The 21812-nt window shown below is 66.5% G+C and carries 29 protein-coding genes and 1 pseudogene; 25 read left to right on the plus strand and 5 right to left on the minus strand.

Annotation, left to right across the window (positions count from 1 at the left end):
- Positions 1-74: 74 nt before the first annotated feature.
- A complete protein-coding gene (gene pyk / locus ASE13_RS14280) occupies positions 75-1544 on the minus strand; it encodes a pyruvate kinase (RefSeq protein ID WP_056617103.1) in 1470 nt (489 codons plus the stop codon).
- Positions 1545-1611: 67 nt separating this feature from the next.
- Here pyk and ASE13_RS14285 point away from each other — a divergent pair, with 67 nt between their 5' ends.
- The 19 genes from ASE13_RS14285 (at position 1612) to ASE13_RS14375 (ending at position 13195) form a co-directional block, all read left to right on the plus strand.
- Positions 1612-1980 (plus strand): DUF1244 domain-containing protein, encoded by a 369-nt coding sequence (locus tag ASE13_RS14285; protein WP_056617106.1) that lies wholly within the window; start codon positions 1612-1614, stop codon positions 1978-1980.
- A 123-nt stretch (positions 1981-2103) separates the two neighbouring features.
- On the plus strand, positions 2104-2343 hold the full coding sequence (locus ASE13_RS14290) for a DUF2312 domain-containing protein (RefSeq protein ID WP_056617902.1): 240 nt from the start codon (positions 2104-2106) through the stop codon (positions 2341-2343).
- 117 nt (positions 2344-2460) lie between these two features.
- Entirely contained in the window at positions 2461-3204 is a 744-nt protein-coding gene (locus tag ASE13_RS14295; RefSeq protein WP_056617108.1) for a YebC/PmpR family DNA-binding transcriptional regulator, read from the plus strand.
- Positions 3204-3554: a DUF3147 family protein gene (locus ASE13_RS14300; protein WP_056617111.1), complete on the plus strand. Its 351-nt coding sequence runs from the start codon at positions 3204-3206 to the stop codon at positions 3552-3554. The genes ASE13_RS14295 and ASE13_RS14300 overlap by 1 nt, the downstream gene beginning before the upstream one ends.
- Positions 3555-3558: 4 nt before the next feature.
- Positions 3559-4053 (plus strand): crossover junction endodeoxyribonuclease RuvC, encoded by a 495-nt coding sequence (ruvC, locus tag ASE13_RS14305; protein ID WP_056617114.1) that lies wholly within the window; start codon positions 3559-3561, stop codon positions 4051-4053.
- Between the two features lie 103 nt (positions 4054-4156).
- Positions 4157-4753 carry a Holliday junction branch migration protein RuvA gene (gene ruvA, locus ASE13_RS14310; RefSeq protein WP_056617117.1) on the plus strand — a complete coding sequence of 199 codons (597 nt, stop codon included), beginning with the start codon at positions 4157-4159 and terminating at the stop codon, positions 4751-4753.
- Positions 4750-5148, plus strand: coding sequence for a GFA family protein (locus ASE13_RS14315; RefSeq protein ID WP_056617121.1), 399 nt, complete (start codon positions 4750-4752; stop codon positions 5146-5148). Before ruvA ends, ASE13_RS14315 begins: the two co-directional genes overlap by 4 nt.
- A gap of 118 nt (positions 5149-5266) precedes the next feature.
- Positions 5267-5824, plus strand: a complete 558-nt coding sequence (locus ASE13_RS14320; RefSeq protein WP_056617124.1) for a DUF4337 domain-containing protein — start codon at positions 5267-5269, stop codon at positions 5822-5824.
- Positions 5821-6843: a Holliday junction branch migration DNA helicase RuvB gene (ruvB, locus tag ASE13_RS14325; protein ID WP_056617126.1), complete on the plus strand. Its 1023-nt coding sequence runs from the start codon at positions 5821-5823 to the stop codon at positions 6841-6843. The genes ASE13_RS14320 and ruvB overlap by 4 nt, the downstream gene beginning before the upstream one ends.
- A 45-nt stretch (positions 6844-6888) precedes the next feature.
- Positions 6889-7335, plus strand: coding sequence for a YbgC/FadM family acyl-CoA thioesterase (locus ASE13_RS14330; RefSeq protein ID WP_056617129.1), 447 nt, complete (start codon positions 6889-6891; stop codon positions 7333-7335).
- Between the two features lie 7 nt (positions 7336-7342).
- A complete protein-coding gene (gene tolQ, locus ASE13_RS14335; RefSeq protein ID WP_056617132.1) occupies positions 7343-8032 on the plus strand; it encodes a protein TolQ in 690 nt (229 codons plus the stop codon).
- A gap of 147 nt (positions 8033-8179) precedes the next feature.
- The gene (gene tolR, locus ASE13_RS14340) at positions 8180-8617 is read left to right on the plus strand and encodes a protein TolR (protein ID WP_056617135.1); all 438 of its coding nucleotides are present in this window, start codon (positions 8180-8182) and stop codon (positions 8615-8617) included.
- A 4-nt stretch (positions 8618-8621) separates the two neighbouring features.
- A complete protein-coding gene (locus ASE13_RS14345; RefSeq protein WP_156404895.1) occupies positions 8622-9440 on the plus strand; it encodes a cell envelope biogenesis protein TolA in 819 nt (272 codons plus the stop codon).
- A gap of 13 nt (positions 9441-9453) precedes the next feature.
- Complete coding sequence (tolB, locus tag ASE13_RS14350) at positions 9454-10827, plus strand: Tol-Pal system beta propeller repeat protein TolB (RefSeq protein ID WP_056617138.1); 1374 nt, start codon at positions 9454-9456, stop codon at positions 10825-10827.
- Positions 10828-10893: 66 nt separating this feature from the next.
- Positions 10894-11403, plus strand: coding sequence for a peptidoglycan-associated lipoprotein Pal (pal, locus tag ASE13_RS14355; protein WP_056617141.1), 510 nt, complete (start codon positions 10894-10896; stop codon positions 11401-11403).
- A gap of 130 nt (positions 11404-11533) precedes the next feature.
- Positions 11534-12439, plus strand: a complete 906-nt coding sequence (locus ASE13_RS14360) for an SPFH domain-containing protein (protein WP_056617144.1) — start codon at positions 11534-11536, stop codon at positions 12437-12439.
- A gap of 8 nt (positions 12440-12447) precedes the next feature.
- Complete coding sequence (locus ASE13_RS14365; protein ID WP_056617147.1) at positions 12448-12660, plus strand: hypothetical protein; 213 nt, start codon at positions 12448-12450, stop codon at positions 12658-12660.
- The gene (locus tag ASE13_RS14370; protein ID WP_056617150.1) at positions 12657-12884 is read left to right on the plus strand and encodes a hypothetical protein; all 228 of its coding nucleotides are present in this window, start codon (positions 12657-12659) and stop codon (positions 12882-12884) included. Before ASE13_RS14365 ends, ASE13_RS14370 begins: the two co-directional genes overlap by 4 nt.
- Positions 12884-13195 (plus strand): hypothetical protein, encoded by a 312-nt coding sequence (locus tag ASE13_RS14375; protein WP_056617152.1) that lies wholly within the window; start codon positions 12884-12886, stop codon positions 13193-13195. The genes ASE13_RS14370 and ASE13_RS14375 overlap by 1 nt, the downstream gene beginning before the upstream one ends.
- On the opposite strand, the gene ASE13_RS14380 is transcribed toward ASE13_RS14375, so the two are convergent.
- From ASE13_RS14380 to ASE13_RS14390, 3 genes are read right to left on the minus strand one after another with little or no spacing between them, the layout of a single operon-like run.
- On the minus strand, positions 13146-13991 hold the full coding sequence (locus ASE13_RS14380; RefSeq protein ID WP_056617156.1) for a S1/P1 nuclease: 846 nt from the start codon (positions 13989-13991) through the stop codon (positions 13146-13148). The genes ASE13_RS14375 and ASE13_RS14380 overlap by 50 nt on opposite strands.
- On the minus strand, positions 13988-14941 hold the full coding sequence (locus ASE13_RS14385) for an isoaspartyl peptidase/L-asparaginase family protein (RefSeq protein WP_056617159.1): 954 nt from the start codon (positions 14939-14941) through the stop codon (positions 13988-13990). The genes ASE13_RS14380 and ASE13_RS14385 overlap by 4 nt, the downstream gene beginning before the upstream one ends.
- 35 nt (positions 14942-14976) lie before the next feature.
- On the minus strand, positions 14977-16158 hold the full coding sequence (locus tag ASE13_RS14390; RefSeq protein ID WP_056617162.1) for an acyltransferase family protein: 1182 nt from the start codon (positions 16156-16158) through the stop codon (positions 14977-14979).
- Between the two features lie 90 nt (positions 16159-16248).
- On the opposite strand from ASE13_RS14390, the gene ASE13_RS20295 reads away from it, so the two are divergent.
- On the plus strand, positions 16249-17082 hold the full coding sequence (locus ASE13_RS20295) for a LytTR family DNA-binding domain-containing protein (protein WP_162254700.1): 834 nt from the start codon (positions 16249-16251) through the stop codon (positions 17080-17082).
- 57 nt (positions 17083-17139) lie between these two features.
- On the opposite strand, the pseudogene ASE13_RS14395 reads toward ASE13_RS20295, so the two are convergent.
- Positions 17140-18183: pseudogene (locus tag ASE13_RS14395) on the minus strand (acyltransferase family protein); the annotation flags it as partial.
- Positions 18184-18326: 143 nt separating this feature from the next.
- Here ASE13_RS14395 and ispG point away from each other — a divergent pair.
- From ispG to ASE13_RS14420, 5 genes are read left to right on the plus strand one after another with little or no spacing between them, the layout of a single operon-like run.
- Positions 18327-19451, plus strand: a complete 1125-nt coding sequence (gene ispG, locus ASE13_RS14400; protein ID WP_056617168.1) for a flavodoxin-dependent (E)-4-hydroxy-3-methylbut-2-enyl-diphosphate synthase — start codon at positions 18327-18329, stop codon at positions 19449-19451.
- Positions 19452-19465: 14 nt separating this feature from the next.
- Positions 19466-19852, plus strand: coding sequence for a hypothetical protein (locus ASE13_RS14405; RefSeq protein WP_162254702.1), 387 nt, complete (start codon positions 19466-19468; stop codon positions 19850-19852).
- Between the two features lie 57 nt (positions 19853-19909).
- The gene (locus tag ASE13_RS14410) at positions 19910-20392 is read left to right on the plus strand and encodes a TIGR02281 family clan AA aspartic protease (protein WP_056617174.1); all 483 of its coding nucleotides are present in this window, start codon (positions 19910-19912) and stop codon (positions 20390-20392) included.
- Positions 20393-20438: 46 nt separating this feature from the next.
- The gene (locus tag ASE13_RS14415; RefSeq protein WP_056617177.1) at positions 20439-21338 is read left to right on the plus strand and encodes a DMT family transporter; all 900 of its coding nucleotides are present in this window, start codon (positions 20439-20441) and stop codon (positions 21336-21338) included.
- On the plus strand, positions 21335-21811 hold the full coding sequence (locus ASE13_RS14420) for a GNAT family N-acetyltransferase (protein ID WP_056617180.1): 477 nt from the start codon (positions 21335-21337) through the stop codon (positions 21809-21811). Before ASE13_RS14415 ends, ASE13_RS14420 begins: the two co-directional genes overlap by 4 nt.
- Position 21812: the final 1 nt, after the last annotated feature.

The raw sequence follows: 21812 nt of genomic DNA on the forward strand, positions 1-21812 counted from the left end.
CCTGTCTGAGTCATCGCTCGCCTCCCGGTGGAGCCCGGCACAAGGCCGGGGTGACGGAGAGGCGGTGCCCAGGTTCAGCCCCCTTCAGGCCCCTGATAATTCTTGAGCTCGTCGCCCAAGATGGTGACGACGTGGAGCACGTTGGTCGAGCCCGGCGTCCCGAACGGCACGCCGGCGCAGACGATGATACGGTCGCCCGCGCGCGCCAGTTCCTGGCGCATCGCCATGCGCTTGGCCTTGGCGACCATCTCCTCGAACGATTCGACGTCGCGGGTATGGACCGCGTGGCTGCCCCAGAGCAGCCCGCTGCGGCGCGCGGTCTCGATCTTCGGCGTCAGCACCATGATCGGCACGGTCGGCCGCTCGCGCGCGATGCGCCGCGCCGTCGAGCCCGAGCTGGTGAAGCAGACGATCGCCACCGCCGATACGGTGCGGGCGATGTTCTTCGCGGCCTCGGCCAGCGCGTCGGCGGTGGTCGGATCGGGACGCGTGACCGTGAAATGGACGCGGTCGCCATGTGCGGGATCGCGTTCCACCGCGTCGGCGATCGAATTCATCATAGCGACCGATTCGATCGGCCATTTACCCGCCGCGCTCTCGGCCGAGAGCATGATCGCGTCGGCGCCATCATAGACCGCTGTCGCGACGTCGGAGACTTCGGCGCGGGTCGGCGAGGGCGATTCGATCATCGATTCGAGCATCTGCGTCGCGACGATCACGGGACGGCCCATCCGCCGCGCGGTCTCGACGATGCGCTTCTGCAGCGGCGGTACGCTCTCCGGCGGCAGCTCGACGCCGAGATCGCCGCGGGCAACCATCACGCCGTCGCATTGCTCGACGATCTCCTCGAGCCGGGTGATCGCGCTCGGCTTCTCGATCTTGGCGAGCAGGGCCGCCTTGCCGCCGATCAGCCGGCGCGCCTCCATCAGATCCTCGGGACGCTGGACGAACGACAAAGCGATCCAGTCGACGCGCTGCTCGACCGCGAACGCCAGGTCGCTGCGGTCCTTTTCGGTGAGCGCCGCGAGCGGCAGCACCATGTCTGGGACGTTTAGGCCCTTGGAATTAGAAAGGGTTCCGCCGACCTCGACGCGCGTGACCAGCTTGTCGGGGCTCGCCGACGTGACGCGCAACACCATCTTGCCGTCGTCGAGCAGCAGCCGGGCATCCTCGTGCGCGGCTTCGAAAATCTCGCGATGGGGCAACTCGACGCGAGTCGCGTCGCCGGGGGTCGGATCGCGGTCGAGCGTGAATTGCTGGCCGGTCTCGAGCACCACCTTGCCCTCGGCGAATTTGCCGACACGCAGCTTGGGGCCCTGAAGATCGGCGAGGATCGTCGTCGGCCGGCCATATCTTTTCTCGAGGCTGCGGATCGCCGCGATTACCGGCACTTTCGATGCCTGATCGCCGTGGCTCATGTTGACGCGGAAGGCGTCGGCACCCGCCTCGAACAACTGCTCGATCATCTCGACGGTGTTGCTCGCAGGGCCCAGCGTCGCGAGGATGCGGACTTTCCGGGAACGAGGTCTTATGGCCTTTGTCATCGCTGTCATCCTTGTGCGCGCCTGCCTCTAGCCTTTAATCTGCGCCGATCAACCACGGAGGTTCACAGTGCCGACACTCGATACCCTGGACGACGCCGTGGCGGCCAAGGCGTTCCGGCGGCTCGTCCGGCATTTGCGGCATCGCAGCGATGCGCAGAATGTCGATCTGATGGGGCTGGCGGGCTTCTGCCGCAATTGTCTCGGCGACTGGGTGGCCGAGGCCGGCGGGCTGAGCAAGGAGGAAGGGCGCGAGATCGTCTACGGCATGCCCTATGCCGAGTGGAAGGCGCGCCATCAGGTCGAGGCGACGCCGGATCAGCTCGAACGGATGGAAGAGAGCGTGAAACGCAATCATGTCGAGGCACTGCTCGACGATGCGCTCGACGACAGCTTTCCGGCGAGCGATCCGCCGTCGATGACCGATCCGGGGCGCTAATCGGCAAGGAGGGCTTGAGCGGCGGGCCGGGCTTCTTTAAGCGGCGCGCTCCAGTTTCATCGCAAGCCGTGCGCGACTCCGGCCTCCGCCGGGGTGACGGCCAACCAGCGTCAGGAGATACCCTTGTCCGATTCGATTTCCGCCGAACAGCTGCGCCTCTTCATCGAGCGGATCGAGCGCCTCGAAGAGGAGAAGAAGGGCATCGCCGACGACATCAAGGATGTCTACGCCGAATCCAAATCGACCGGCTTCGACACCAAGACGATGCGCCACATCGTCCGCCTGCGGAAGATGGAGAAGCACCACCGCGACGAGGCCGATGCGCTGCTCGAAACCTATCGCAACGCGCTCGGCCTGCACTGATCCCGAGAAAGCCCCGTTCGCCCTGAGCTTGTCGAAGGGCCGCACTTTCTTCTAACCGCTGGCTGAGCAAGAAGAACGGGGCTTCGACAAGCTCAGCCCGAACGGTAGATTGGATTCATGGCAGGCCATTCCAAATTCAAGAACATCATGCACCGCAAGGGCGCGCAGGATAAGAAGCGCTCGGGCATGTTCTCCAAGCTCAGCCGCGAAATCACCGTCGCGGCCAAGATGGGCTTGCCCGACCCGGACATGAATCCGCGGCTGCGCGCGGCGGTCAACGCCGCCAAGGCGCAGTCGATGCCAAAGGACAATATCCAGCGCTCGATCGACAAAGCGAGCAAGGGCGACGCCGAGAATTACGAAGAGATCCGCTACGAGGCGTTCGGCCCCGGCGGCGTGAGCCTGATCGTCGAGACGCTGACCGACAATCGCAACCGCACCGTCACCAATGTGCGCACTGCGATCAGCAAGAACGGCGGCAATCTCGGCGCGCCGGGCTCGGTGAGCCACGCCTTCGATCGCATGGGGCTCATCAACTATCCCGCGAGTGCCGGCGACGCCGACAAGGTGTTCGAAGCCGCGCTCGAAGCCGGCGCCGAGGACGTGACGTCGAGCGAGGACGGCCACGAGATCTGGACCGCGCAGGGCGATCTCCACGAAGTCGCCAAGGCGCTGACTCCCGTGCTCGGTGAGCCCGAAGGCGCCAAGCTCGCCTGGCGTCCGCAGACCATGGTCGAGGTGGCCGAGGGCGACGCGGCGACTTTGTTCAAGCTGATCGACGCGCTCGACGACGACGACGACGTCCAGACCGTCTGGGGCAATTACGAGGTCTCGGACGAGGTGATGGAGAAGCTCGGATAATGTTCGTATTGATCGCCAAGGCGTTGCTCTCGGGTGCGCTGATCGTGGCGATCGCGGAGATCGGCAAGCGCCAGCCGGCGCTTGCTGCGCTCGTCGCCTCGCTGCCGCTGGTATCGATTCTCGGCATGATCCTGTTGTGGAATGGCCGCCCGGATGCCGAGAACATGGCGCACCATGCGGAGGCGACTTTCTGGTATGTGCTGCCCTCGTTGCCGATGTTCCTGCTGATCCCGGCGCTGTTGCGCAGCGGCGTCAATTTCTGGCTCTCCTTGCTCGCCGGCTGTGTGCTCACCTTCCTACTCTATATCGGCATGACGACGATCGGGCCGCGCTTCGGCCTGCGGCTCTGAGAATATGATCATCCTCGGCCTCGATCCCGGGCTCGGCACCACCGGCTGGGGGCTGATCCGCGCCGAGGGCAATCGACTGAGCCATATCGCCAACGGCAAGCTCAAGACCGATCCGCAGGCGCCGCTGCCGCGCCGGCTCGCGCATCTCGATGCGATGCTCGCCGCCTTGATCGTCGATCATGCGCCGGACGCCGCGGCGTGCGAGGAAGTGTTCGTCAATTCGAACGCGCAATCGACGCTGAAGCTCGGCCAGGCGCGCGGGGTGGTGCTCTGCGCGGCGGCGCGTGCAGGGTTGGACGTCGGCGAATACACCCCTAGCATCGTCAAGAAGGCGGTGGTCGGAACCGGCAATGCCGAGAAGGCGCAGGTCCATGCGATGGTCGCGCGGCTGCTGCCGGGCGTGAAGATCGACGGACCCGATGCCGGCGACGCGCTCGCGGTGGCGATCTGTCATGCCCACCATCTCGCGTCGGCGCGGACCCTCGCCCGCTCGCGCTGATCGTCGCCCTTGTTCCGGGGGCGACTGTGCTGCATATGTTCCGCTCTGGGTGCTTGCGGGCCGGTGGTTGCCGGAACAAGTCCGGCATGACGAGCGAGGGCAAGTGATCGCGCATCTGAAAGGCAGGCTGGCAGCGACCGGAGCGGATCACGCGGTGATCGACGTGAACGGCGTCGGCTATCTCGTCGGCGCTTCGTCCAAGACACTCGAGAAGCTCGGGCCGGTCGACAGCGCAGTGACGATCCACACCGAGATGCTCGTCGCCGAGGATTTCATCCGGCTGATGGGTTTCGCCACTGCCGACGAGCGCGACTGGTTCAAGCTGCTCACCCATGTCCAGGGCGTCGGCTCGAAGGTCGCGCTGGCGATCCTTTCGATCCTCGCGCCCGACGAACTGCGCACGGCAGTCGCACGCGCCGATTCGGCGATGATCGCGCGTGCCAATGGTGTGGGGCCAAAGCTCGCCCAGCGCATCGTCAACGAGCTCAAGGACAAGGCTGGTGGCATCGCGCTGGGCGGCGCGGGCGCAGCACCGGCGCCCGCCGGCAGCGCGGCGGCGGACGCGGTCTCGGCGCTGCTCAACCTCGGCTTCAAGCCGGCCGAGGCGTCGACTGCGGTGAGCGCCGCGAACGACGAACTCGGCGCGGGGGCGACGCTCGACGCGCTGGTGCGGCTGGCGCTGCGGAAGGCGGCGAAATGAGCGCGCCGCGCATCGCGACCTGCTGGTGCGGGCAGCTTCGGGCCGAATGTCATGGCGAGCCGGTGCGCATCTCGGTCTGCCATTGCCTGAACTGCCAGCAGCGCAGCGGCTCCGCTTTCGCCGCGCAGGCGCGCTTTCGGGTCGAGCAGGTGCGGCTCAGCGGAACGTCGACGGAATGGGTGCATATCGGGGACAGTGGCCGGGCAGCCAGCTTTCATTTCTGCCAGACGTGCGGCGGGACCGGCTGGTATCGCAACGCTTCGATGCCGGAGACGATCGCAGTCCCGATCGGCAATTTCGCCGATCCTGATTTCCCGGCGCCGCATTTCTCGGTGTGGGAAGGACGCAAACACGCCTGGGTGACGATTACCGGCGATGGAATCGAGCATGACTGACGCCGGCCGGATCCCCATTGCCTCACGCTGCGGCAGCGCCGCCAATGACGCGCCGAGTGCTACGCCCGCCGCCCGCGTCGGGCTGGCGTTGCGCGTGGCAGCGAAATAGGCAGACGGCATGGAAATCGAAATCAGCGCAGAGGCCAAGGACAAGGCGCTCAACCGCCGTGTGGCGGTCACCGTGGTGATCCTCTCGGTGTTCATGGGGCTCTGCGGGATCAAGGACGGCAATATCGTCCAGGCGATGCAACAGGCCCAATCGGCATCGGTCGATGGTTGGAACGAGTATCAGGCGACGCGGCTCAAGCAGCACCTCGCCGAGAACAGTCGCGCGCAGATCGCCGTGCTGGCGCCTGATGACGTCAGGTCGGCGCCGGTGCTCGCCCAGCTCGATAGGGAGATAGCCAAATACAGGATCGAGGCACCGCGGCTGGCGACGGAGGCGAAGAGACGGGCGGCACAATATGACGCGTTCAATGTGCACGACGATCAGTTCGACGCGAGCGATGCCGCGATCTCGACTGCGATTTCGATCGCCGCCGTCTCGGCGCTCGCCGAGACCGCGTGGCTACTCGGCGCGGCCTGGGCATTCGGGGCGTTCGGGCTGTTCCTGGGGGCGTGCGGTTTCCTCGGCTGGGGCTTCCACCCCCAGTTGCTGAGCGGACTGCTCGGATGAGCGACGCCGACCGCATCCTCGCGCCGATCCGCAAGCCGGAGGACATCGATGCCGCGCTGCGTCCCAAGTCGCTCGACGAGTTCGTCGGGCAGAAGGGGGCGCGGGAGAATCTGCGCATCTTCATCCAGGCCGCCAGGCAGCGCGGCGAGGCGCTGGATCACGTGCTGTTCTTCGGGCCGCCCGGGCTCGGCAAGACCACGCTCGCGCAGATCATTGCGCGGGAGATGGGAGTGGGGTTCCGATCGACCTCGGGGCCGGTGATCGCCAAGTCGGGCGATCTCGCGGCTTTGCTCACCAATCTCGAGGACGGCGACGTCCTGTTCATCGACGAGATCCATCGCCTCAATCCCGCGGTCGAGGAAGTCCTCTATCCAGCGATGGAGGACCGCGCGCTGGATCTCATGATCGGCGAGGGCCCTTCGGCACGTTCGGTGCGGATCGATTTGCCGCGCTTCACCCTGGTTGGGGCGACCACACGGCAGGGCCTGTTGACCACGCCGCTGCGCGACCGCTTCGGGATTCCGGTGCGGCTGCAATTCTACACCGTCGACGAGCTCGAACGCGTCGTCACGCGCGCCGCGACCCTGCTCGACCTGCACGTCGCCCCCGACGGCGCGCACGAGATCGCCAAGCGGTCGCGCGGCACGCCGCGGATTGCCGGACGGCTGCTGCGCCGGGTGCGCGATTTCGCCAATGTCGCAGGCGAGGAGACCGTTCATGCCAAGGTCGCCGACGCAGCGCTGACCCGGCTCGAGGTCGATGGGCTCGGGCTCGACAGCATGGACCGGCGCTATCTGATGATGATCGCCGACATCTACAAAGGCGGACCGGTCGGCGTGGAGACGCTCGCCGCGGGGCTCAGCGAACCGCGCGACACGATCGAGGAAGTGATCGAACCCTATCTGATCCAGATCGGCATGATCGCGCGAACGGCGCGCGGGCGCTGCCTCAACGCCGCCGGCTGGAAGCATCTCGGGCTCAATCCACCGCCCACCGCGCAGGAAGGGCTGTTCGACTGAGGGGAGGGGTTCCCCCGTCGGAAACCCTTGGTTAAGGCCCAACTCATGCATGCGCTCTCCGCCATCGGCCGCTTCCATGGCCTTGAGCATCACTTCGGGCTGCGCGTCTATTTCGAGGACACCGACCTCACCGGCGTGGTCTATCATGCCAATTACCTGCGCTACATGGAGCGCGCCCGCTCGGACATGCTGCTCGCCGCGGGTGTCGACCAGCGCACCACTTTCGAAAGCGGCGAGGGCGCTTACGCGCTGCGCAGCATCCAGCTGGACTATCGCGCGCCCGCGCGGCTAGGCGAGGAACTGATCGTGGTCAGCCGGCTTATGGCGATGCGCGCCGCTGCCGTCGTCATTCAGCAAAGAGTCATGCGGGACGAAACAATCGTGGCCCAAGGAGAAGTCGAGGCGGCGTTCGTCTCCCCGACCGGTCGGCCGCGGCGTCAGCCGGCAGCATGGATTGCCGCGTTCGAACCGTTGTTGTGGAAGGGAAACTAAGCTCGACATGTTGTTCCTGAATACCGCCGCTGCGACCATGTCGCCCGTCGCCCTGTTCCTCCAGGCGGACTGGGTGGTCCGCGGCGTGATGATCGGCCTGCTGGCGGCGAGCCTGTGGACCTGGGCGATCATCCTGAGCTTTGGTTTCCGGATCGGTTCGGTGAAGAGGGGCATCGCCAGTTTCGAGACCGAATATCGCGAGGCCGACGATATCGACGAATTCCACCGTCGCGTGGCTGCTCGCGATCAGCCGATCGGCCGGGTCTTCTCGGCGGGCGTCACGGAATGGCGGCGCTCGACCACCGGCAAGTCGATCGATCGCGGCGGCACGCGCGACCGCCTCGCCACGGCGATGGGTGCCGCGGTCGCGCAGGAGATCGATCGCCTCGCCGATCGGCTCAACTTCCTCGCCACCGTCGGCGCCGTGGCCCCGTTCGTCGGGCTTTTCGGCACCGTCTGGGGCATCATGCGCAGCTTCACCAGCATCGCCGCCGAGCAGAATTCGTCGCTCGCGGTGGTGGCGCCGGGCATCGCCGAGGCGCTCTTCGCCACGGCGATCGGGCTGTTCGCGGCGATCCCCGCGGTGATCGCCTATAATCGCTACAGCCACGGCATCAATCGCGTCGAGCAGCGGCTCAACCGCTTCGCCGACGGCTTTCACGCGACGCTCAGCCGTCGCCTGGAGATGGAGGCGTGAGAGAGGGTCGCAAACTCCTCCCCGGGACGGGGGAGTGGCAGCGCGCAGCGCTGACGGAGGGGGCTCTCCCCACGCGATTCGCCAGGAGGAGAACCCCCTCCACCATGCTGCGCATGGTCCCCCTCCCCGTGCCGGGGAGGATCTAGCATGGCGATGCATCTCCCCTCCAATCGGGGTCGTGGGCGCCGGGCGCCGATGGCCGATATCAACGTGACGCCTCTGGTCGACGTGATGCTGGTGCTGCTGATCATCTTCATGGTCACTGCGCCTCTGCTGACCGCTGGCGTTCCGGTGAACCTGCCCGAGAGCCGCGCCAAGGCGCTCGATCAGGAGCAGAAGCCGGTCCAGATCGCGATCGACGACAAGGGCCAGGTGTTCGTCGACAACGAACCGGTGAACGACGCGGCGCTGGCGGGGATGCTGGAGCAGGTCGCGTCACGCAAAGGTGCCGACGGCAAGCCGCCGCAAATCTATCTGCGTGCCGATCAGGGGCTCGGTTACGGCAAGGTTATGCGCGTGATGGGCGAGCTCAACCGGGCCGGGCTCAACCGTGTTTCCTTGCTGACCAACGCCGCGAGCAAGTGACGCGATGGCGCTGACTCGTTCCGAAATGGGAGGACTCGCGGTCGCCGCCGCCGGCCATGCCGCGCTGTTCGTGCTGCTCGCGGGCTATTTCCTCCCCACGCCGAACCCTGACAAGCTCGTCAGCACGCCGATCGCCGTGTCGTTCGCCGAGGATGTCGGACTGGAAAGCACGGCGCCGGTGATCAGCAGTGAGCCCGAGGCGGCGAAGAAATCGCCGGTCGAGGCGCCGGTCGAGCCCGACAGCGCGCCGCCCGAGCCGGTATCCGAGCCCGAACCGGTCGCCAAGCCGCAGCCGACGCCGCCCAAGCCGGCGCCTGCACCCAATGCCAAGCCGGCACCGCCGTCCAAGCCGACGACTGCCGCGCCGGCCACCAATCCGCGCCAGAAGCCCCGCAATGCGGTGCGCCCGACGGGCAATCTCGACGGACTCGATCTTGGCCGCTCGAACAACCGCACCAACAGCACGTCTACCAATCCGCCCGCCGCGAAGATGTCGGCGCAGGCGGCGGCGGATATCGGCTCGGCAATTCAGCGGCAGGTTCAGCCCTGTGCCAATCGCCAGGTCAACCCGGGCCCGGGCGCCGACCAGATCCGCGTGGTGGTAAACCTGCGGATCAATCGCGACGGATCGCTGGCCGGCCCGCCGCGGATCGTCGGCCATACCGGCGTGGACGATTCGAATCAGCGTTACGTGACTCGCGTCGACGATGCGGTGCGCGCGATCTTCGCCGCCTGCTCGCCGCTGCGCGGGCTGCCTGACGAGCTCTACGACGTGCCCAATGGCTGGAAGAGCTTCACGCTTCGATATCGACTTACAAGCTGAGGAAATGGATAGGATGCGAACCTTCAAGATCGCGCTGGCCGCACTGATAGCCACCTCTGCCGGTGTCGCCCACGCGCAGGAAGTGACGCCGCCGCCGATCGGCGCAACGCCCGCGCAGGACGATCAATCGGGCGGGCTCGTCGTCGATGTCGAGGGCGGCATGTCGGCGCCGTTGCCGATCCTCATTCCGGCGATGCCCACCGCGGCAGTGACGCAGACACCGGCTGGCTCGACTGTCGAACTCGGCCGCAAGCTCGCCCAGATCGTCGATGACGATCTGCGTAACACCGGGCTGTTCAAGACCGTCGGTCCCAACGCGACGCGCGCGATCGCCTATTCCGAAGTCAACCAGCCCAATTATCCCGGATGGAGTGGCGGCCAGGCATTGGTTCAGGGCTATGTCCGCGCCGACGCCAACGGCACGCTGACGATCGGCTGCTATCTCTACGATCTCGCGGCCCAGACCGAGCTGGTTCGGCAGGGTTTCCGCGTTTCGCCGGGCGACTGGCGCCGCGCCGCGCATAAATGCGCTGATGCGATCTACACCCGCCTCACCGGCGAGGGCCCGTATTTCGACAGCCAGATCGTCTATGTCGCCGAACAGGGTCCCAAGGGGAAGCGCCGCAAGCAGATCGCGATCATGGATCAGGATGGCGCCAATCATCGCTTCCTGACCAACGGCCAGAACATCGTGCTCACCCCGCGCATGTCGCCGAAGCAGAACGCGATCGTGTACATGAGCTATGAGGGCCGCCGCCCGTCGATCTGGATCTACGACATGGCGGCGCGCTCGAACCGGCGATTGGTGACCAATGTCAGCCAGAATTTCGCGCCGCATTTCTCGCCGGACGGGCGCTCGATCCTGTTCTCGATGTCGGTGGCGGGCAATACCGACATCTATCGGATCGCCGCGAGCGGGGGTCAGCCGCAGCGGCTCACCAACGCTCCTGGCATCGATACGGGCGGCAGCTATTCGCCCGATGGCTCGAAGATTGTGTTCGAGAGCGATCGCGGCGGCACCCAGCAGCTTTATGTGATGAATGCCGACGGATCGAACCAGAAAAGGATCAGCTTCGGCGGCGGGCGCTACGCCACGCCGGTGTGGAGCCCGCGCGGTGACCTGATCGCGTTCACGCGCACCGGCGGCGGCGCGTTCCGCATCGGCGTGATGAATTCGAGCGGCGGCGGCGAGAAATTGCTCACCAATGCGTGGGGCGACGAGGGTCCGACCTGGTCGCCCAACGGGCGGGTGCTGATGTTCTTCCGGGCGACGCAGGGTTCGGGACGGCCGGACCTGTGGTCGGTCGACCTGACCGGAGTCAACGCCCGCAAGATCCCCACGCCGCTGGACGGCTCGGATCCGAGCTGGGGACCCATTCGCCCCTGAAACGTTACGCATCCGTAGTGTGCGTATCGGGTTGCAATCAGAATCATGAGTAGAGGAGGAAAAACCATGGGCAAGATGACGACCGGCCTGGTCCTGGGCCTGGCGCTTGTCGCCACCGCGGGTTGCGCCAAGAAGCGCCCGCCCGAACTGCCGCCGGCTCCGACCGAGACGCCGGTGGCCACCGATGGCGGCGAGAGCAGCGATACGCTGGCGGGCCGGCTGAACGAGCAGTTCAAGCGCGAAGTCACCAGCGACACCGTGCATTTCGCGCTCGACCAGTACGACATCGATCCGGAAGCGCGCGCGATCCTCGACAGTCAGTCGCAGTGGCTCGTCGCGCATCCTGAGGCACGGATCACGATCGAGGGGCATTGCGACGAGCGCGGCACGCGCGAATATAATCTTGGCCTCGGCGATCGCCGCGCCAACGCCGCGAAGAACTATCTCGCGGCGCGCGGCGTCTCGGCCACGCGGATCACGACGATCAGCTACGGCAAGGAGCGGCCGTTGGCGCTGGGCTCGGACGAAGCCAGCTGGGCGCAGAACCGCCGCGCGGTGACCATCGTCATCAACTGAACCAAGCTCTCCCGGGCTTTTCGAGCGCCGTCGGTCCTTGCGGATCGGCGGCGTTCGCATGTCTGCCGATTGCGCTTGCGACTCTCCGTGTTTCGATATAAATACGATATCACAATTAACGGAGGGAACGATGACGGACATCAGGGGCGCGACATCTGCATTGCGGCAGAGCAGCGAGCGCGCGGCGCACACCATGAGCGGCTATGGCATGCTGCTCGTGTTGCTGCTGGCGATCGCCGGTGTCGCCGTGACGATCAGTCAGATCGATCGCGTGGCGGATTGGATCATCGTTTCCGGGTTGTTCGCGTCGTGCGTGCTGTTCCTGTTCGTGGTGAGCGGTTTTTATCTGCTCCAGCCCAATCAGGCGACGGTGATCACTCTGTTCGGCGATTACCGCGGCACCGATCGCACCACCGGGCTGCGCTGGACCTGGCCATGGATGATCAAGAAGCGGGTGTCGGTACGCGCCAACAACATCATCTCGGATCGGATCAAGGTGAACGATTTGCGGGGCAATCCGATTGAAATGGCGGCGCAGGTGGTGTGGCGCGTGACCGACACTGCGCAGGCTTTGTTCGACGTCGACGATTACAAGGCGTTCGTGATGGTCCAGATCGAGGCGGCCGTGCGCACGATCGGCTCGCGCTATCCTTATGACGATTTCGAGCATCAGGAAGTCACGCTGCGCGGCAATCACGATCAGGTCGGCGCCGAGTTGCGCACCGAGTTGATCGCGCGGCTCACCGTTGCCGGCATCACTGTCGACGAATGCGGCTTCACGCACCTGGCTTATGCGCAGGAGATCGCCGGAGCGATGCTGCGGCGCCAGCAGGCCCAGGCGGTGGTCGCAGCACGTACCACCCTGGTCGAGGGCGCGGTCGGCATGGTCGAAATGGCACTCGCGCTGCTTTCGGAGAAGAACGTCGTCGAGCTCGATGACGAGCGGCGCGCCGCGATGGTCTCGAACCTGATGGTGGTGCTGTGCGGCGAGCGCGACACGCAGCCGGTCGTCAACGCGGGTTCGCTCTACCAGTAGGAAATAGCGTGTCGGCACCTCCCAAAAAGGCGTTCCCGCTGCGTCTCGATCCCGCGCTCTACGCGGCGATCGAGCGCAGCGCGGCGAGCGATCTCAGGAGCGTCAACGCGCAGGTCGAATGCCTGCTGCGCGAGGCGCTGGGGCGGCGCGGAGTCAAATTGGCGGAACCGGTGCGCGCCAAGCGAGGCCGACCGCCTAGGGACAAAGGAGACGAAGCATGATGTTTCTGATCGGACGCAAGCGCCGCTGCACCGGGCGCCGCAACCCGCTGCTCGCCGCGGTTCTGGGGGCGGGCTCGGCGCTGATGTTCGGTGCCGCCACTCTTATCGAACGGCATGACGGCGAGCATTGGCCGATCGCGGTTGCCGCAGTGATCTGCGTCGCGCTGATCGGGCTTGCGGTGCTCCGGCTCGTGGCACTCACGCGCGACGGGGGCGGGAAATGATGAGCCGCCTTCGCGATCTGTACCGTGTCCGCCCCGGCTATTGGTTCGCGCAGAAGCGCTATGGCTGGGGCGTGGTCCCCGCGACGTGGCAGGGCTGGCTGCTGACGATCGGCATGCTCGTGGCTGCGAGCGGCATCGCCCGGCTCGCCCATCAGCGCAGCGCGCTCTACCAGCTCCTTTTCCTGCCGCTGTTTGCGGGCTTCGTCTGGTTGAGTTGGCTCAAGACCGACGGCGGCTGGCGCTGGCGCTGGGGGAGCGGGACTAGCCCAAAGCCTCGTCGAGCAGCCGCGCGAGCCGGAGGCCGCCTTTGACCAATTGCTGGCGCGCCGGCTCGATCAGTTTCTCGATAGTCGCCTCGTCGAGCTTGGCACGCTCGGGTACGGGGCCACACGGATCGCCGTAAGCGCTGCCATAAGCGACGTCGCGGGCGATCTGCCAGCTGTCGCGGCTCCAGTCCTCGACGCTGCCGCCATTCACCGCCGAGCGTTCCTCGGCCGAATAAACGCGAACCAGCGAGGGCGGCGTCGAGATCGCGCGCTCGGCGAGCAGACCGTCCCAGATACTGTGGAGGTTGAGCTTCTCGGTCGAATAGATGCCGTAGGTCGATTTCGCGCGATTGCCGCCGAGATCGCCGCGGTCGCCGGCGTGGAGCGGCTGGTGCAGGTCGCCGACGAAATGGACGAGGAAGGCCAGCGCCATCACCCGCTCGCGCACCGGCACCTTTCGGTCCTTGAGCAATTTCACGGCGCGCTCGATCTGTGCGGAGACGCAATTGCCGTCGGGGCAATTGCCCTTGAGCGTGAAGTCCTTGCAGATGTTCACGTTCTGATAGTGCCAATTGTACGCGTAGCTGAAACGCGGCCCGAGTTCCTTGATGCAATCGGCCCAGATGCTGGCTTGCTCGATCGTCCGCGCGGGGCAGGTCGGCGTCTCGAGCAGCGCCTGGTGCCGGAGCAATTCGCGGATCTCGGCGCGTACCGCCGGCGTCACGTTGCGCCAGGCGATCGCGGCGACGGTCTCATGGCCATATTCCCAATAGGCCGCGGCAGGCGAGGCGGCCGAGCCGAATCCGAGGATCGCGGCGAGCAGGATCAGGAGGTGCTTCACTTGTCGTCACCATAGAATGCGACCAGCCGGTCGCCGTTGGAGGAGGCCTTGCCGCGATACATTCCGGGCGTGTTGAAGGTCCACGCCATCTCCCCGTTGGAGCCGGTGAGGATCACGCCGCCGGTGCCGCCCAATGCCTTGACCTCGGCCATCACCGTCTCGGCGGCCTGCTGCAGGCTCTCGCCCTTGAAGCGAACGCGGGCGCAGATCTCGTGAGTCACGCCCTCGCGGATGAAGAACTCGCCCGCGCCGGTCGCCGAGACGGCGCAGGCGCGGTCGTCGGCATAGGTGCCGGCGCCGATGATCGGAGCGTCGCCGATGCGCCCCCAGCGCTTGCCGGTGAGCCCGCCGGTCGAAGTGGCGGCGGCGACATGGCCTTCGCCGTCCATCGCCACTGCGCCGACGGTGCCGTATTTGAGGTCGACGTCGAACCAGCCGAGCTTGTCATTGGCCTTCATCTTGTCGAGCTGCTTGCGGCGCTCGGGGGTCGCGAACCAGCTGTTCTCGACCTGCTCGAGCCCCTGCTCGCGCGCGAACTGATCGGCGCCGGCGCCTGAAAGCATGACGTGCGGGCTCTTCTCCATCACCGCGCGCGCCGCGGCGACCGGGTGGCGTGTGGTAGTGACTCCGGCTACCGAGCCCGCGGCGCGGTTGCGTCCGTCCATGATCGCGGCGTCGAGCTCGTTGCGGCCGTCCCAGGTGAACACCGCACCGCGGCCGGCGTTGAAGTGCGGATCGTCTTCGAGCACCTGCACTGCGGCCTGCACCGCGTCGAGCGAGGAGCCGCCGCCGGCGAGCACCTTCGATCCGGCATCGAGCGCGGCGTTGAGGCCGGCGGCAATGCCTTTTTCCTGTTCGGGGGTAACCCGGCCCTTCTCGATGATCCCGGCACCGCCGTGGATCACCAATGTCCATTTGGGCTTGTCCTGGGCTTGGGCAGCCAGCGGCATGAGAAGGGCTCCGAGCAAGAGAGGCAAGAGGCGCATCACGGCACTCCGGGGATCGATGCCGCCTCCGTAGCAGATCGCGGTCGGCGCGCCAGCGGTCGCAATCCGATCAGCGGCCGCAGCCAGCCGGCCTCGCGGCCGCCGAAATAGAACAGCCAGCACCCCGCCACGGTTGCCACGAGCAACGCGGCGAACTCGGCCGCCGGCGGCAATGCGAAGCGGAGCAGATACCAGCCGAGGACCACGATGATCGTCTGATGGATGATGTAGAAGGGGAACACCGCCTCGGTGAGCGTGCGCCGCCAAGGGTGGTCGCGGTTCCAGAAGCTGTCGGCGAGGCCGATCAACGCGACGATCGCGCACCAGCCCATGGTCAGCCGCCCCGCCGCGAAGGGCAGGCCGAGCTCGGTATCGGGCACCACGCCCGCCATCCATAGCAGCAGGATGCCCGCGACGACGGCAAAACCGAGGATGGCGAGCACGCCCGCGACTCGCCACCAGCGCCGGATCGCCGCCCAGGTCCGCGGCGCGTCGGCGAGGAAGAAACCGAAGGCGAAGGCGGGGAAATACATGCGATGCGCGGTCCAGTCGCCGACCAGCGCATGCGTCGGCTCCGCGCGAGGGCCGCCGATCGCCATGTGCACCGCCAGCCAGGCGAGCGGGACGAGCAGCAACCCGGAGCCGCTCAGCAGATCGTCGGCAAAGCGGGCGAAGCTCGCCCGCGCGGCGCCGGGCGTCAGCGCGAGGATCGCGCCGAGCGCGAGTGTATAGACCCAGAGATAGACGACGAACCACAGATGCTGCCATGTCGGCAGCACGATCCCGTCGAGCGTTCCGAAACGGAAATAATCCCCCATCCAGAAGTGCCAGAGGCTGCCGGCATAGCCATGCTGCGTGACCAGTTCGATCCAGGGCTGGGGCGGGATGATCAGCACCGCGGCAAACAGCGTCGGGACGATCAGCCGGACGGTGCGGTCGCGCAGGAAGCTTCCTATGCCCATGGATTTACCGAGCACCGCGGCGGTCGCGAATCCCGAGACGGTGAACAGCAACGGCAGCCGCCACGCATTGGTCGCCAGCATCGGCAGCTGTACCCAGCCGAGCGGCACCGCGGTCTTCACATGCCAGCCCCAGGGCACGAAGAACATGCCGATGTGATAGAGGATCAGCAGCGCGAACGCCCCGATCCGCAACCAGTCCATTCCGTAATGCCGTTCCATTCCAGCGCCTCCCGATAGTCCATGCGCAATCGGCTAGCGGGGGGCGGCACGGCCCGGTATCGAGATGGGAGAAGCGGCGGACAGGCTGGGATGGGCGAAAGCGGGGCAGGGACGAACGGCGGCGAAGACGTGACGAGCGGCGATGCACTTCGCCGGCGCCGGCTGCTGTGGCTCGCTCTGGGGCTGGCCGGGTTCCTGACGGTCCAGTCGATCGCCAATGTCGAATCGACGCTCGAGGACATGGCCAAGCTCGGCGTGATCGAGAGCCGCGCGCATGTCTGGACGTGGCAGCTGACCAGCGTTGTGGTCTGGCTGGCGCTGATGCCGGTGCTCGGCTGGCTGGTGGCGCGGCTGCGGCCGCCGCGCTTCTCCTTGCCGGTGGCGGTGCTGCTCCATGCACTCGCGACGGTTCCGGTGTCGCTCGTGCATGTCCTTGCGATGGTCGTCCTGCGCATGTTCGTCTATGCTGCGGGCGGCGAGCGCTACGACCTGGGATCGTGGCCGATGACGTTGCTCTACGAATATCGCAAGGATGCCGCGACCTATCTGCTGGCGGCCCTGTTCCTCGCTTATGCGCAGTGGCTGCTCGCACGGCCGACGCCCACGGCTTCGGTGGAGAGCGATGTGCTGCTCGTCGCGGACGGCAGCGTCACCCACCGCGTTCCCGTCGCGGCGATCGAATCGGCTTCGGCGGCGGGCAATTATGTCGAGATCGTCTGGAGTGGGCGAACGTTGCTCCACCGCTCGACCCTGGCGGCACTCACCGAGCGGCTAGGCCCGGGCTTCGTGCGCATTCATCGCGGGCGGATCGTCCGTCGCGCCGCGGTGCGCAGCGTCGAGACCGACAAGAGCGGCGATTTCACCGTCACGCTCGAAAGCGGCGCCACGCTGCGCGGCAGCCGGCGCTACCGCGGCGGGCTTTGAAGCGAGGCCGATCAACGGGCGCAACCAGCCGATTCGGCGGCCGACCCTATAGACGGCGCAACAGACCGCCGCCGTGCCCGTGAGCAGCAGCGCGAATTCGGCGAAGGGGTTCAGGTCCATCGGCAGGCTGTACCAGGCGATCACCACGATCGCCGGGTGATGGACGATGTAGAATGGGAAGACCGCCTCGGCGAGCGGCTTGCGCCATACATGATCGCGGTTCCACCAGCGCTCCGCGACATGGAACAACGCAATGACCATGCTCCACGCCATCGCCACACGCGCGGCGCGATCGAGCGCCATCCATCCGTGCGGCGGGATCGCGGTTCCCGGCCAGGCGAGCTCGATCGCCACGATCGCTGCGCCGGCGACCGTCGCGATCATAATCGCGGCTTTCCACAACCGGGCGATCGCTGGCCAGACCTGCGGCGCCCCCGCGAGTGCGAAGCCGAACAGGAACATCGGCACATATTGGCTGTGGCCGCTCCAATCACTGACCAGTCCCTGGCGTTCCGATACGACGAACAGCAGCCCGAGCCGCAATGTCACCAGCGCCGCGAGCGGCACCCAGAGCAGCCGCGACCCTTGCGCGAGCCAATCGGCGGCGCGCGCCAGCCAGGCAATCACCGCGTCGCCGCGCCAGCCGATCAGGCCCGCCAGCAGCAGCGAATAGGCGGCGAGATAGGCGACGAACCAGAGATGCTCCCAGCTCGGGAACTCGCGGCCGTAGAAATCGCCTGCGCGCCAATAATCCACGGTCCAGAAACGCAGATAGCCATAGGGATAGCCGGTCTCCATCACGCGCACCCACATCTCGACCGGTACGATCGCGACCATGCCGAAAGCGAGCGGCACGAGCAGCCGCAGGGCGCGCGAGCGTGCGAAGGGCAGGGCGCCGCCCGAGCGATCGAACAATTTGCGCGAGGCATAGCCCGAGACGGCGAACAGCAAGGGCAATCGCCACGGCGTCAGCAGTGCCATGGGCGCGATCAGCGCGGGATAGGAATGACTCGTCTTGATCACCCACGCCCAGGGCGCGAACACCATCGCGACGTGATAGACGATCAGCAGCGCGAACGCGGCGATGCGCAGCCAGTCCATGCCGTAGTGGCGCTGGCTCGTCGAAATACCGATAGTCGCGCGCGGCGCCGTCAAAGCCTTGTCCTTCGCCACTCGCGCCTTTCGCGGCGGGGCGCTGAGGTCTATATGCGGCCCGAGTAAGCAAAGCGTTAGCAAGGAAGTCCATGTCCCTCCGCCCGTGGCGCGATATCGTGCGTCGACAAAGCCGCCAGATCATGGTGGGCAACGTCCCCGTGGGCGGCGATGCGCCGGTGACGGTGCAGACGATGACCAACACCGCGACGAGCGATCCCAAGGCGACGATCGACCAGATCCGCCGCTGCGAGGATGCGGGCGTCGACATCATCCGCGTCTCGTGCCCCGATGTGGAGAGCACTGCGGCACTCAAGCAGATCGTCCGCGCCGCGCGCGTGCCGATCGTCGCCGACATCCATTTCCACTATAAGCGCGCACTCGAAGCCGCCGATGCGGGTGCTGCCTGCCTGCGGATCAACCCGGGCAATATCGGCAGTGCCGAACGCGTCAACGAAGTGGTCAACGCCGCCAAGGCGAACGGCTGCGCGATCCGGATCGGCGTCAATGGCGGGAGCCTGGAGAAGGACCTGCTCGAAAAATATGGCGAGCCATGCCCCGAGGCTTTGGTCGAATCCGCGCTCGACCACATCAAATTGCTCCAGGATCGCGATTTCCACCAATTCAAGGTCGCGGTGAAGGCGAGCGACCTGTTCCTCGCGGTCGCCGCCTATCAGCAGCTCGCCGACCAGGTCGATTGCCCCTTGCATCTCGGCATCACCGAGGCGGGCGGGTTCGTCGGCGGGACGGTCAAGTCATCGATCGGGATCGGCAGCCTGCTCTGGTACGGGATCGGCGACACGATCCGCGTCAGCCTCTCCGCTGAGCCCGAGGAAGAGGTCCGCGTCGGCTTCGAGATCCTCAAGGCGCTCGGCATCCGCAACAGGGGCGTCCGCGTAGTGAGCTGCCCGAGCTGTGCGCGGCAGGGCTTCGACGTGATCCGCACCGTCCAGGCATTGGAGGAACGGCTTCAGCATATCCGCACACCGATGTCGCTCTCGGTGCTCGGCTGCGTCGTCAACGGGCCCGGCGAGGCGCGCGAGACCGATATCGGCATCACCGGCGGCGGCAACGGCAAGCACATGGTCTATCTGTCGGGCGTGACCGACCACCATGTCCAGGACGCCGACATGATTTCGCACATCGTCCAGCTCGTCGAAGCCAAGGCGGCGGAGATCGAGGCGGCGGAGAGCGCAGCCGCGCAGGCGGCGGAGTGAGTCCGGACCAGGTCGTGCTGCTCGCGGAAGCGTTTGCGCTCGGCATCGTCGTCCTTCTCGCCCGGCAGATGCTGATGTGGCTCGCACTGCGCGAACTCGCACCAGGGATCGTTCACCGGATGGAATTGCCGGATGGGCTTCGCATCCGCGAGCCGATGCGGTTCGGGATTGTCTACAGGCTCGCGAGATGGGCCGGCTGGATAGGGCTCGCCTTTCTGATCGCGCCAGTCCTTCATCTCCTCCTTCTCGGCTTTGACCAAGGCTGGACGTTGCAGCTCCGCACCATGTTGTGCGCCGTCGCCGGGGTCGCAGCGGCGCTGTTCGTGCTCGACTGGTTGGTCGCGTCGCGGGTTCGCGGGGCGACCAGGCTTCCTGCCGACTGGCGTGCGCGGGTATCGTGATCTTTTCGCGAGCGCGTTAGCCGGCTGGTAAGCGGATCGCTTTAGTCCCTGCATGTCATGCGTTGGGCTTTCCTCTCGGTAATAGCGATCGGCATCGTCATCGGCGTGATGGCGCCGGTGAAGCGCGCGCCGGCTCCGGTGGCTGCGGCTGCCACTGCCGCGGAGCCCGTCGACGTGCCGGTGGAGACCGTGATCCAGCCGGACAATCGGGGGCATTTCTTCGCCTTTGCCGAAGTCGACGGCGAGATGACCAAGTTCCTCGTCGATACCGGCGCCGACATGGTGGCGCTGACACTCGACGATGCGCGGCGCGCCAGGGTGAAATTCGATCCCGACCAGTTCGAAGTGGTGGCACGCGGCGCCGCGGGCGACGTGATGGGCCAGCGGGTGATGATCGACGACATCGTCCTCGACGGGAAACGGGTGCGCGACGTGCATGCGGCGGTGATCGAGGATCTCGACGTGTCGCTGCTCGGCCAATCCTATCTGCGAAAGCTGCGCTCAGTGCACCTGACCGGCGACGAGATGCGGCTCCGCTAAGCAAGCGGCACGTGACGCGGCCGCATGGGGCGGCTATGCGCGCCCTATGCGGGCTTCCAATACTGCTGCTTTAGGCGCCGCGACGGCCGGGATAGCGCTCTATTCGATCATGGACGCGGTGATGAAGGCCGTTTCGATCGAGATCGGCGCCTACAACACTTTGGTCTGGCGGCTCGGCGTCGCGGTGCTGCTGACGGGCGCGATCTACGCCTTCACGCGGCCGACCTTGCCCAGCCGGGGCACGATGCAGGTGCATTTCGCGCGCAGCATCCTCGTCGCGGTGATGGCGATCTCCTTCTTCTGGGGCATCGTCCGCGTGCCGCTGGCCGAGGCGATCGCCTTATCGTTCATCGCCCCGCTCATCGCGCTGGGGCTCGCCGCATTGTTCCTCAAGGAGCGGATCGGGGCGCAATCGGTGTGGGGATCGCTGCTCGGGCTCGCCGGCGTGGCGGTCGTCGTCGCCGGGCGCGTGGGCGGCACGCACAGCCGCGAGACCGTGATCGGCATGATCGCGGTGCTTTTCTCGGCGGTGGTCTATGCGATGAACCTCGTCGTCGCGCGGCACCAGGCGCAGCTGGCCAAGCCGCTCGAGATCGCCTTTTTCCAGAATTTGTTCGTGCTCGGGCTGCTCGCGCTGGCGGCGCCGTGGTGGCTGGCAGTGCCGGCAGCGGAGCACTGGCCGGGGATCGTCACGGCCGCCGCGCTCGCGATCGTCTCGCTGCTGCTGCTGTCCTGGGCTTATGCCCGCGCCGAGGCGCAGATACTCTTGCCCGTAGAATATACCGCGTTCATCTGGGCCTCGCTGATGGGCTGGTGGATGTTCGGCGAAAAACTCACGCTCGTCACCGTCGCGGGCACCGTGTTGATCGTGGCGGGCTGCGTACTCGCCGCGCGCAAGAAAGGCGGCCACGGTGCCGCACCCGAAGCAGAGGCCGCGCTCACATGACCCAGATCCGTCCCGCCACCCCCCACGACGTGGCGCTGATCCTGCGCCTCGTGCGTGAGCTCGCCGAATTCGAGCGCGAGCCGGAGGCGGTCGTGGCGACCGAGGACATGCTCGAACGTGCCCTGTTCGGCGAGCGGCCGGCGGCGGAGGCTGTGATCGCCGAACTCGACGGCGCGCCCGTCGGGTTCGCCCTGTTCTTCCAGAATTTCTCGACCTGGACCGGGCGGCCCGGAATCTATCTCGAGGATCTGTATGTCACTCCGGCCGCGCGGGGTTCGGGAACCGGCACCGCATTGCTGCGGCACCTTGCCGGCATCGCGCTCGACCGCGGCTGCGGGCGGTTCGAATGGGCGGTGCTCGACTGGAACGAGCCGGCGATCAACTTCTATCGCGCGATGGGCGCGGTCGGCATGGACGAATGGCGTGTCCAACGCGTTGCGGGCGATGCGCTGGTGAAACTCGCAGGGAGGTGAA

Source organism: Sphingomonas sp. Root241 (genome assembly GCF_001428865.1).
Lineage (GTDB): Bacteria > Pseudomonadota > Alphaproteobacteria > Sphingomonadales > Sphingomonadaceae > Sphingomonas.

Excerpts from the sequence above, each read along its gene's own strand:
- pyk (WP_056617103.1), bottom strand. The coding sequence starts at position 1,544 with ATGACAAAGGCCATAAGACCTCGTTCCCGGAAAGTCCGCATCCTCGCG.
- ASE13_RS14295 (WP_056617108.1), top strand. The coding sequence starts at position 2,461 with ATGGCAGGCCATTCCAAATTCAAGAACATCATGCACCGCAAGGGCGCG.
- ASE13_RS14300 (WP_056617111.1), top strand. The coding sequence starts at position 3,204 with ATGTTCGTATTGATCGCCAAGGCGTTGCTCTCGGGTGCGCTGATCGTG.
- ruvC (WP_056617114.1), top strand. The coding sequence starts at position 3,559 with ATGATCATCCTCGGCCTCGATCCCGGGCTCGGCACCACCGGCTGGGGG.
- ASE13_RS14315 (WP_056617121.1), top strand. The coding sequence starts at position 4,750 with ATGAGCGCGCCGCGCATCGCGACCTGCTGGTGCGGGCAGCTTCGGGCC.
- ASE13_RS14320 (WP_056617124.1), top strand. The coding sequence starts at position 5,267 with ATGGAAATCGAAATCAGCGCAGAGGCCAAGGACAAGGCGCTCAACCGC.
- ruvB (WP_056617126.1), top strand. The coding sequence starts at position 5,821 with ATGAGCGACGCCGACCGCATCCTCGCGCCGATCCGCAAGCCGGAGGAC.
- ASE13_RS14330 (WP_056617129.1), top strand. The coding sequence starts at position 6,889 with ATGCATGCGCTCTCCGCCATCGGCCGCTTCCATGGCCTTGAGCATCAC.
- tolQ (WP_056617132.1), top strand. The coding sequence starts at position 7,343 with ATGTTGTTCCTGAATACCGCCGCTGCGACCATGTCGCCCGTCGCCCTG.
- tolR (WP_056617135.1), top strand. The coding sequence starts at position 8,180 with ATGGCGATGCATCTCCCCTCCAATCGGGGTCGTGGGCGCCGGGCGCCG.
- ASE13_RS14345 (WP_156404895.1), top strand. The coding sequence starts at position 8,622 with ATGGCGCTGACTCGTTCCGAAATGGGAGGACTCGCGGTCGCCGCCGCC.
- tolB (WP_056617138.1), top strand. The coding sequence starts at position 9,454 with ATGCGAACCTTCAAGATCGCGCTGGCCGCACTGATAGCCACCTCTGCC.
- pal (WP_056617141.1), top strand. The coding sequence starts at position 10,894 with ATGGGCAAGATGACGACCGGCCTGGTCCTGGGCCTGGCGCTTGTCGCC.
- ASE13_RS14360 (WP_056617144.1), top strand. The coding sequence starts at position 11,534 with ATGACGGACATCAGGGGCGCGACATCTGCATTGCGGCAGAGCAGCGAG.
- ASE13_RS14370 (WP_056617150.1), top strand. The coding sequence starts at position 12,657 with ATGATGTTTCTGATCGGACGCAAGCGCCGCTGCACCGGGCGCCGCAAC.
- ASE13_RS14375 (WP_056617152.1), top strand. The coding sequence starts at position 12,884 with ATGAGCCGCCTTCGCGATCTGTACCGTGTCCGCCCCGGCTATTGGTTC.
- ASE13_RS14385 (WP_056617159.1), bottom strand. The coding sequence starts at position 14,941 with ATGCCGCTGGCTGCCCAAGCCCAGGACAAGCCCAAATGGACATTGGTG.
- ASE13_RS14390 (WP_056617162.1), bottom strand. The coding sequence starts at position 16,158 with ATGGAACGGCATTACGGAATGGACTGGTTGCGGATCGGGGCGTTCGCG.
- ASE13_RS20295 (WP_162254700.1), top strand. The coding sequence starts at position 16,249 with ATGGGCGAAAGCGGGGCAGGGACGAACGGCGGCGAAGACGTGACGAGC.
- ispG (WP_056617168.1), top strand. The coding sequence starts at position 18,327 with ATGTCCCTCCGCCCGTGGCGCGATATCGTGCGTCGACAAAGCCGCCAG.
- ASE13_RS14410 (WP_056617174.1), top strand. The coding sequence starts at position 19,910 with ATGCGTTGGGCTTTCCTCTCGGTAATAGCGATCGGCATCGTCATCGGC.
- ASE13_RS14415 (WP_056617177.1), top strand. The coding sequence starts at position 20,439 with ATGCGGGCTTCCAATACTGCTGCTTTAGGCGCCGCGACGGCCGGGATA.
- ASE13_RS14420 (WP_056617180.1), top strand. The coding sequence starts at position 21,335 with ATGACCCAGATCCGTCCCGCCACCCCCCACGACGTGGCGCTGATCCTG.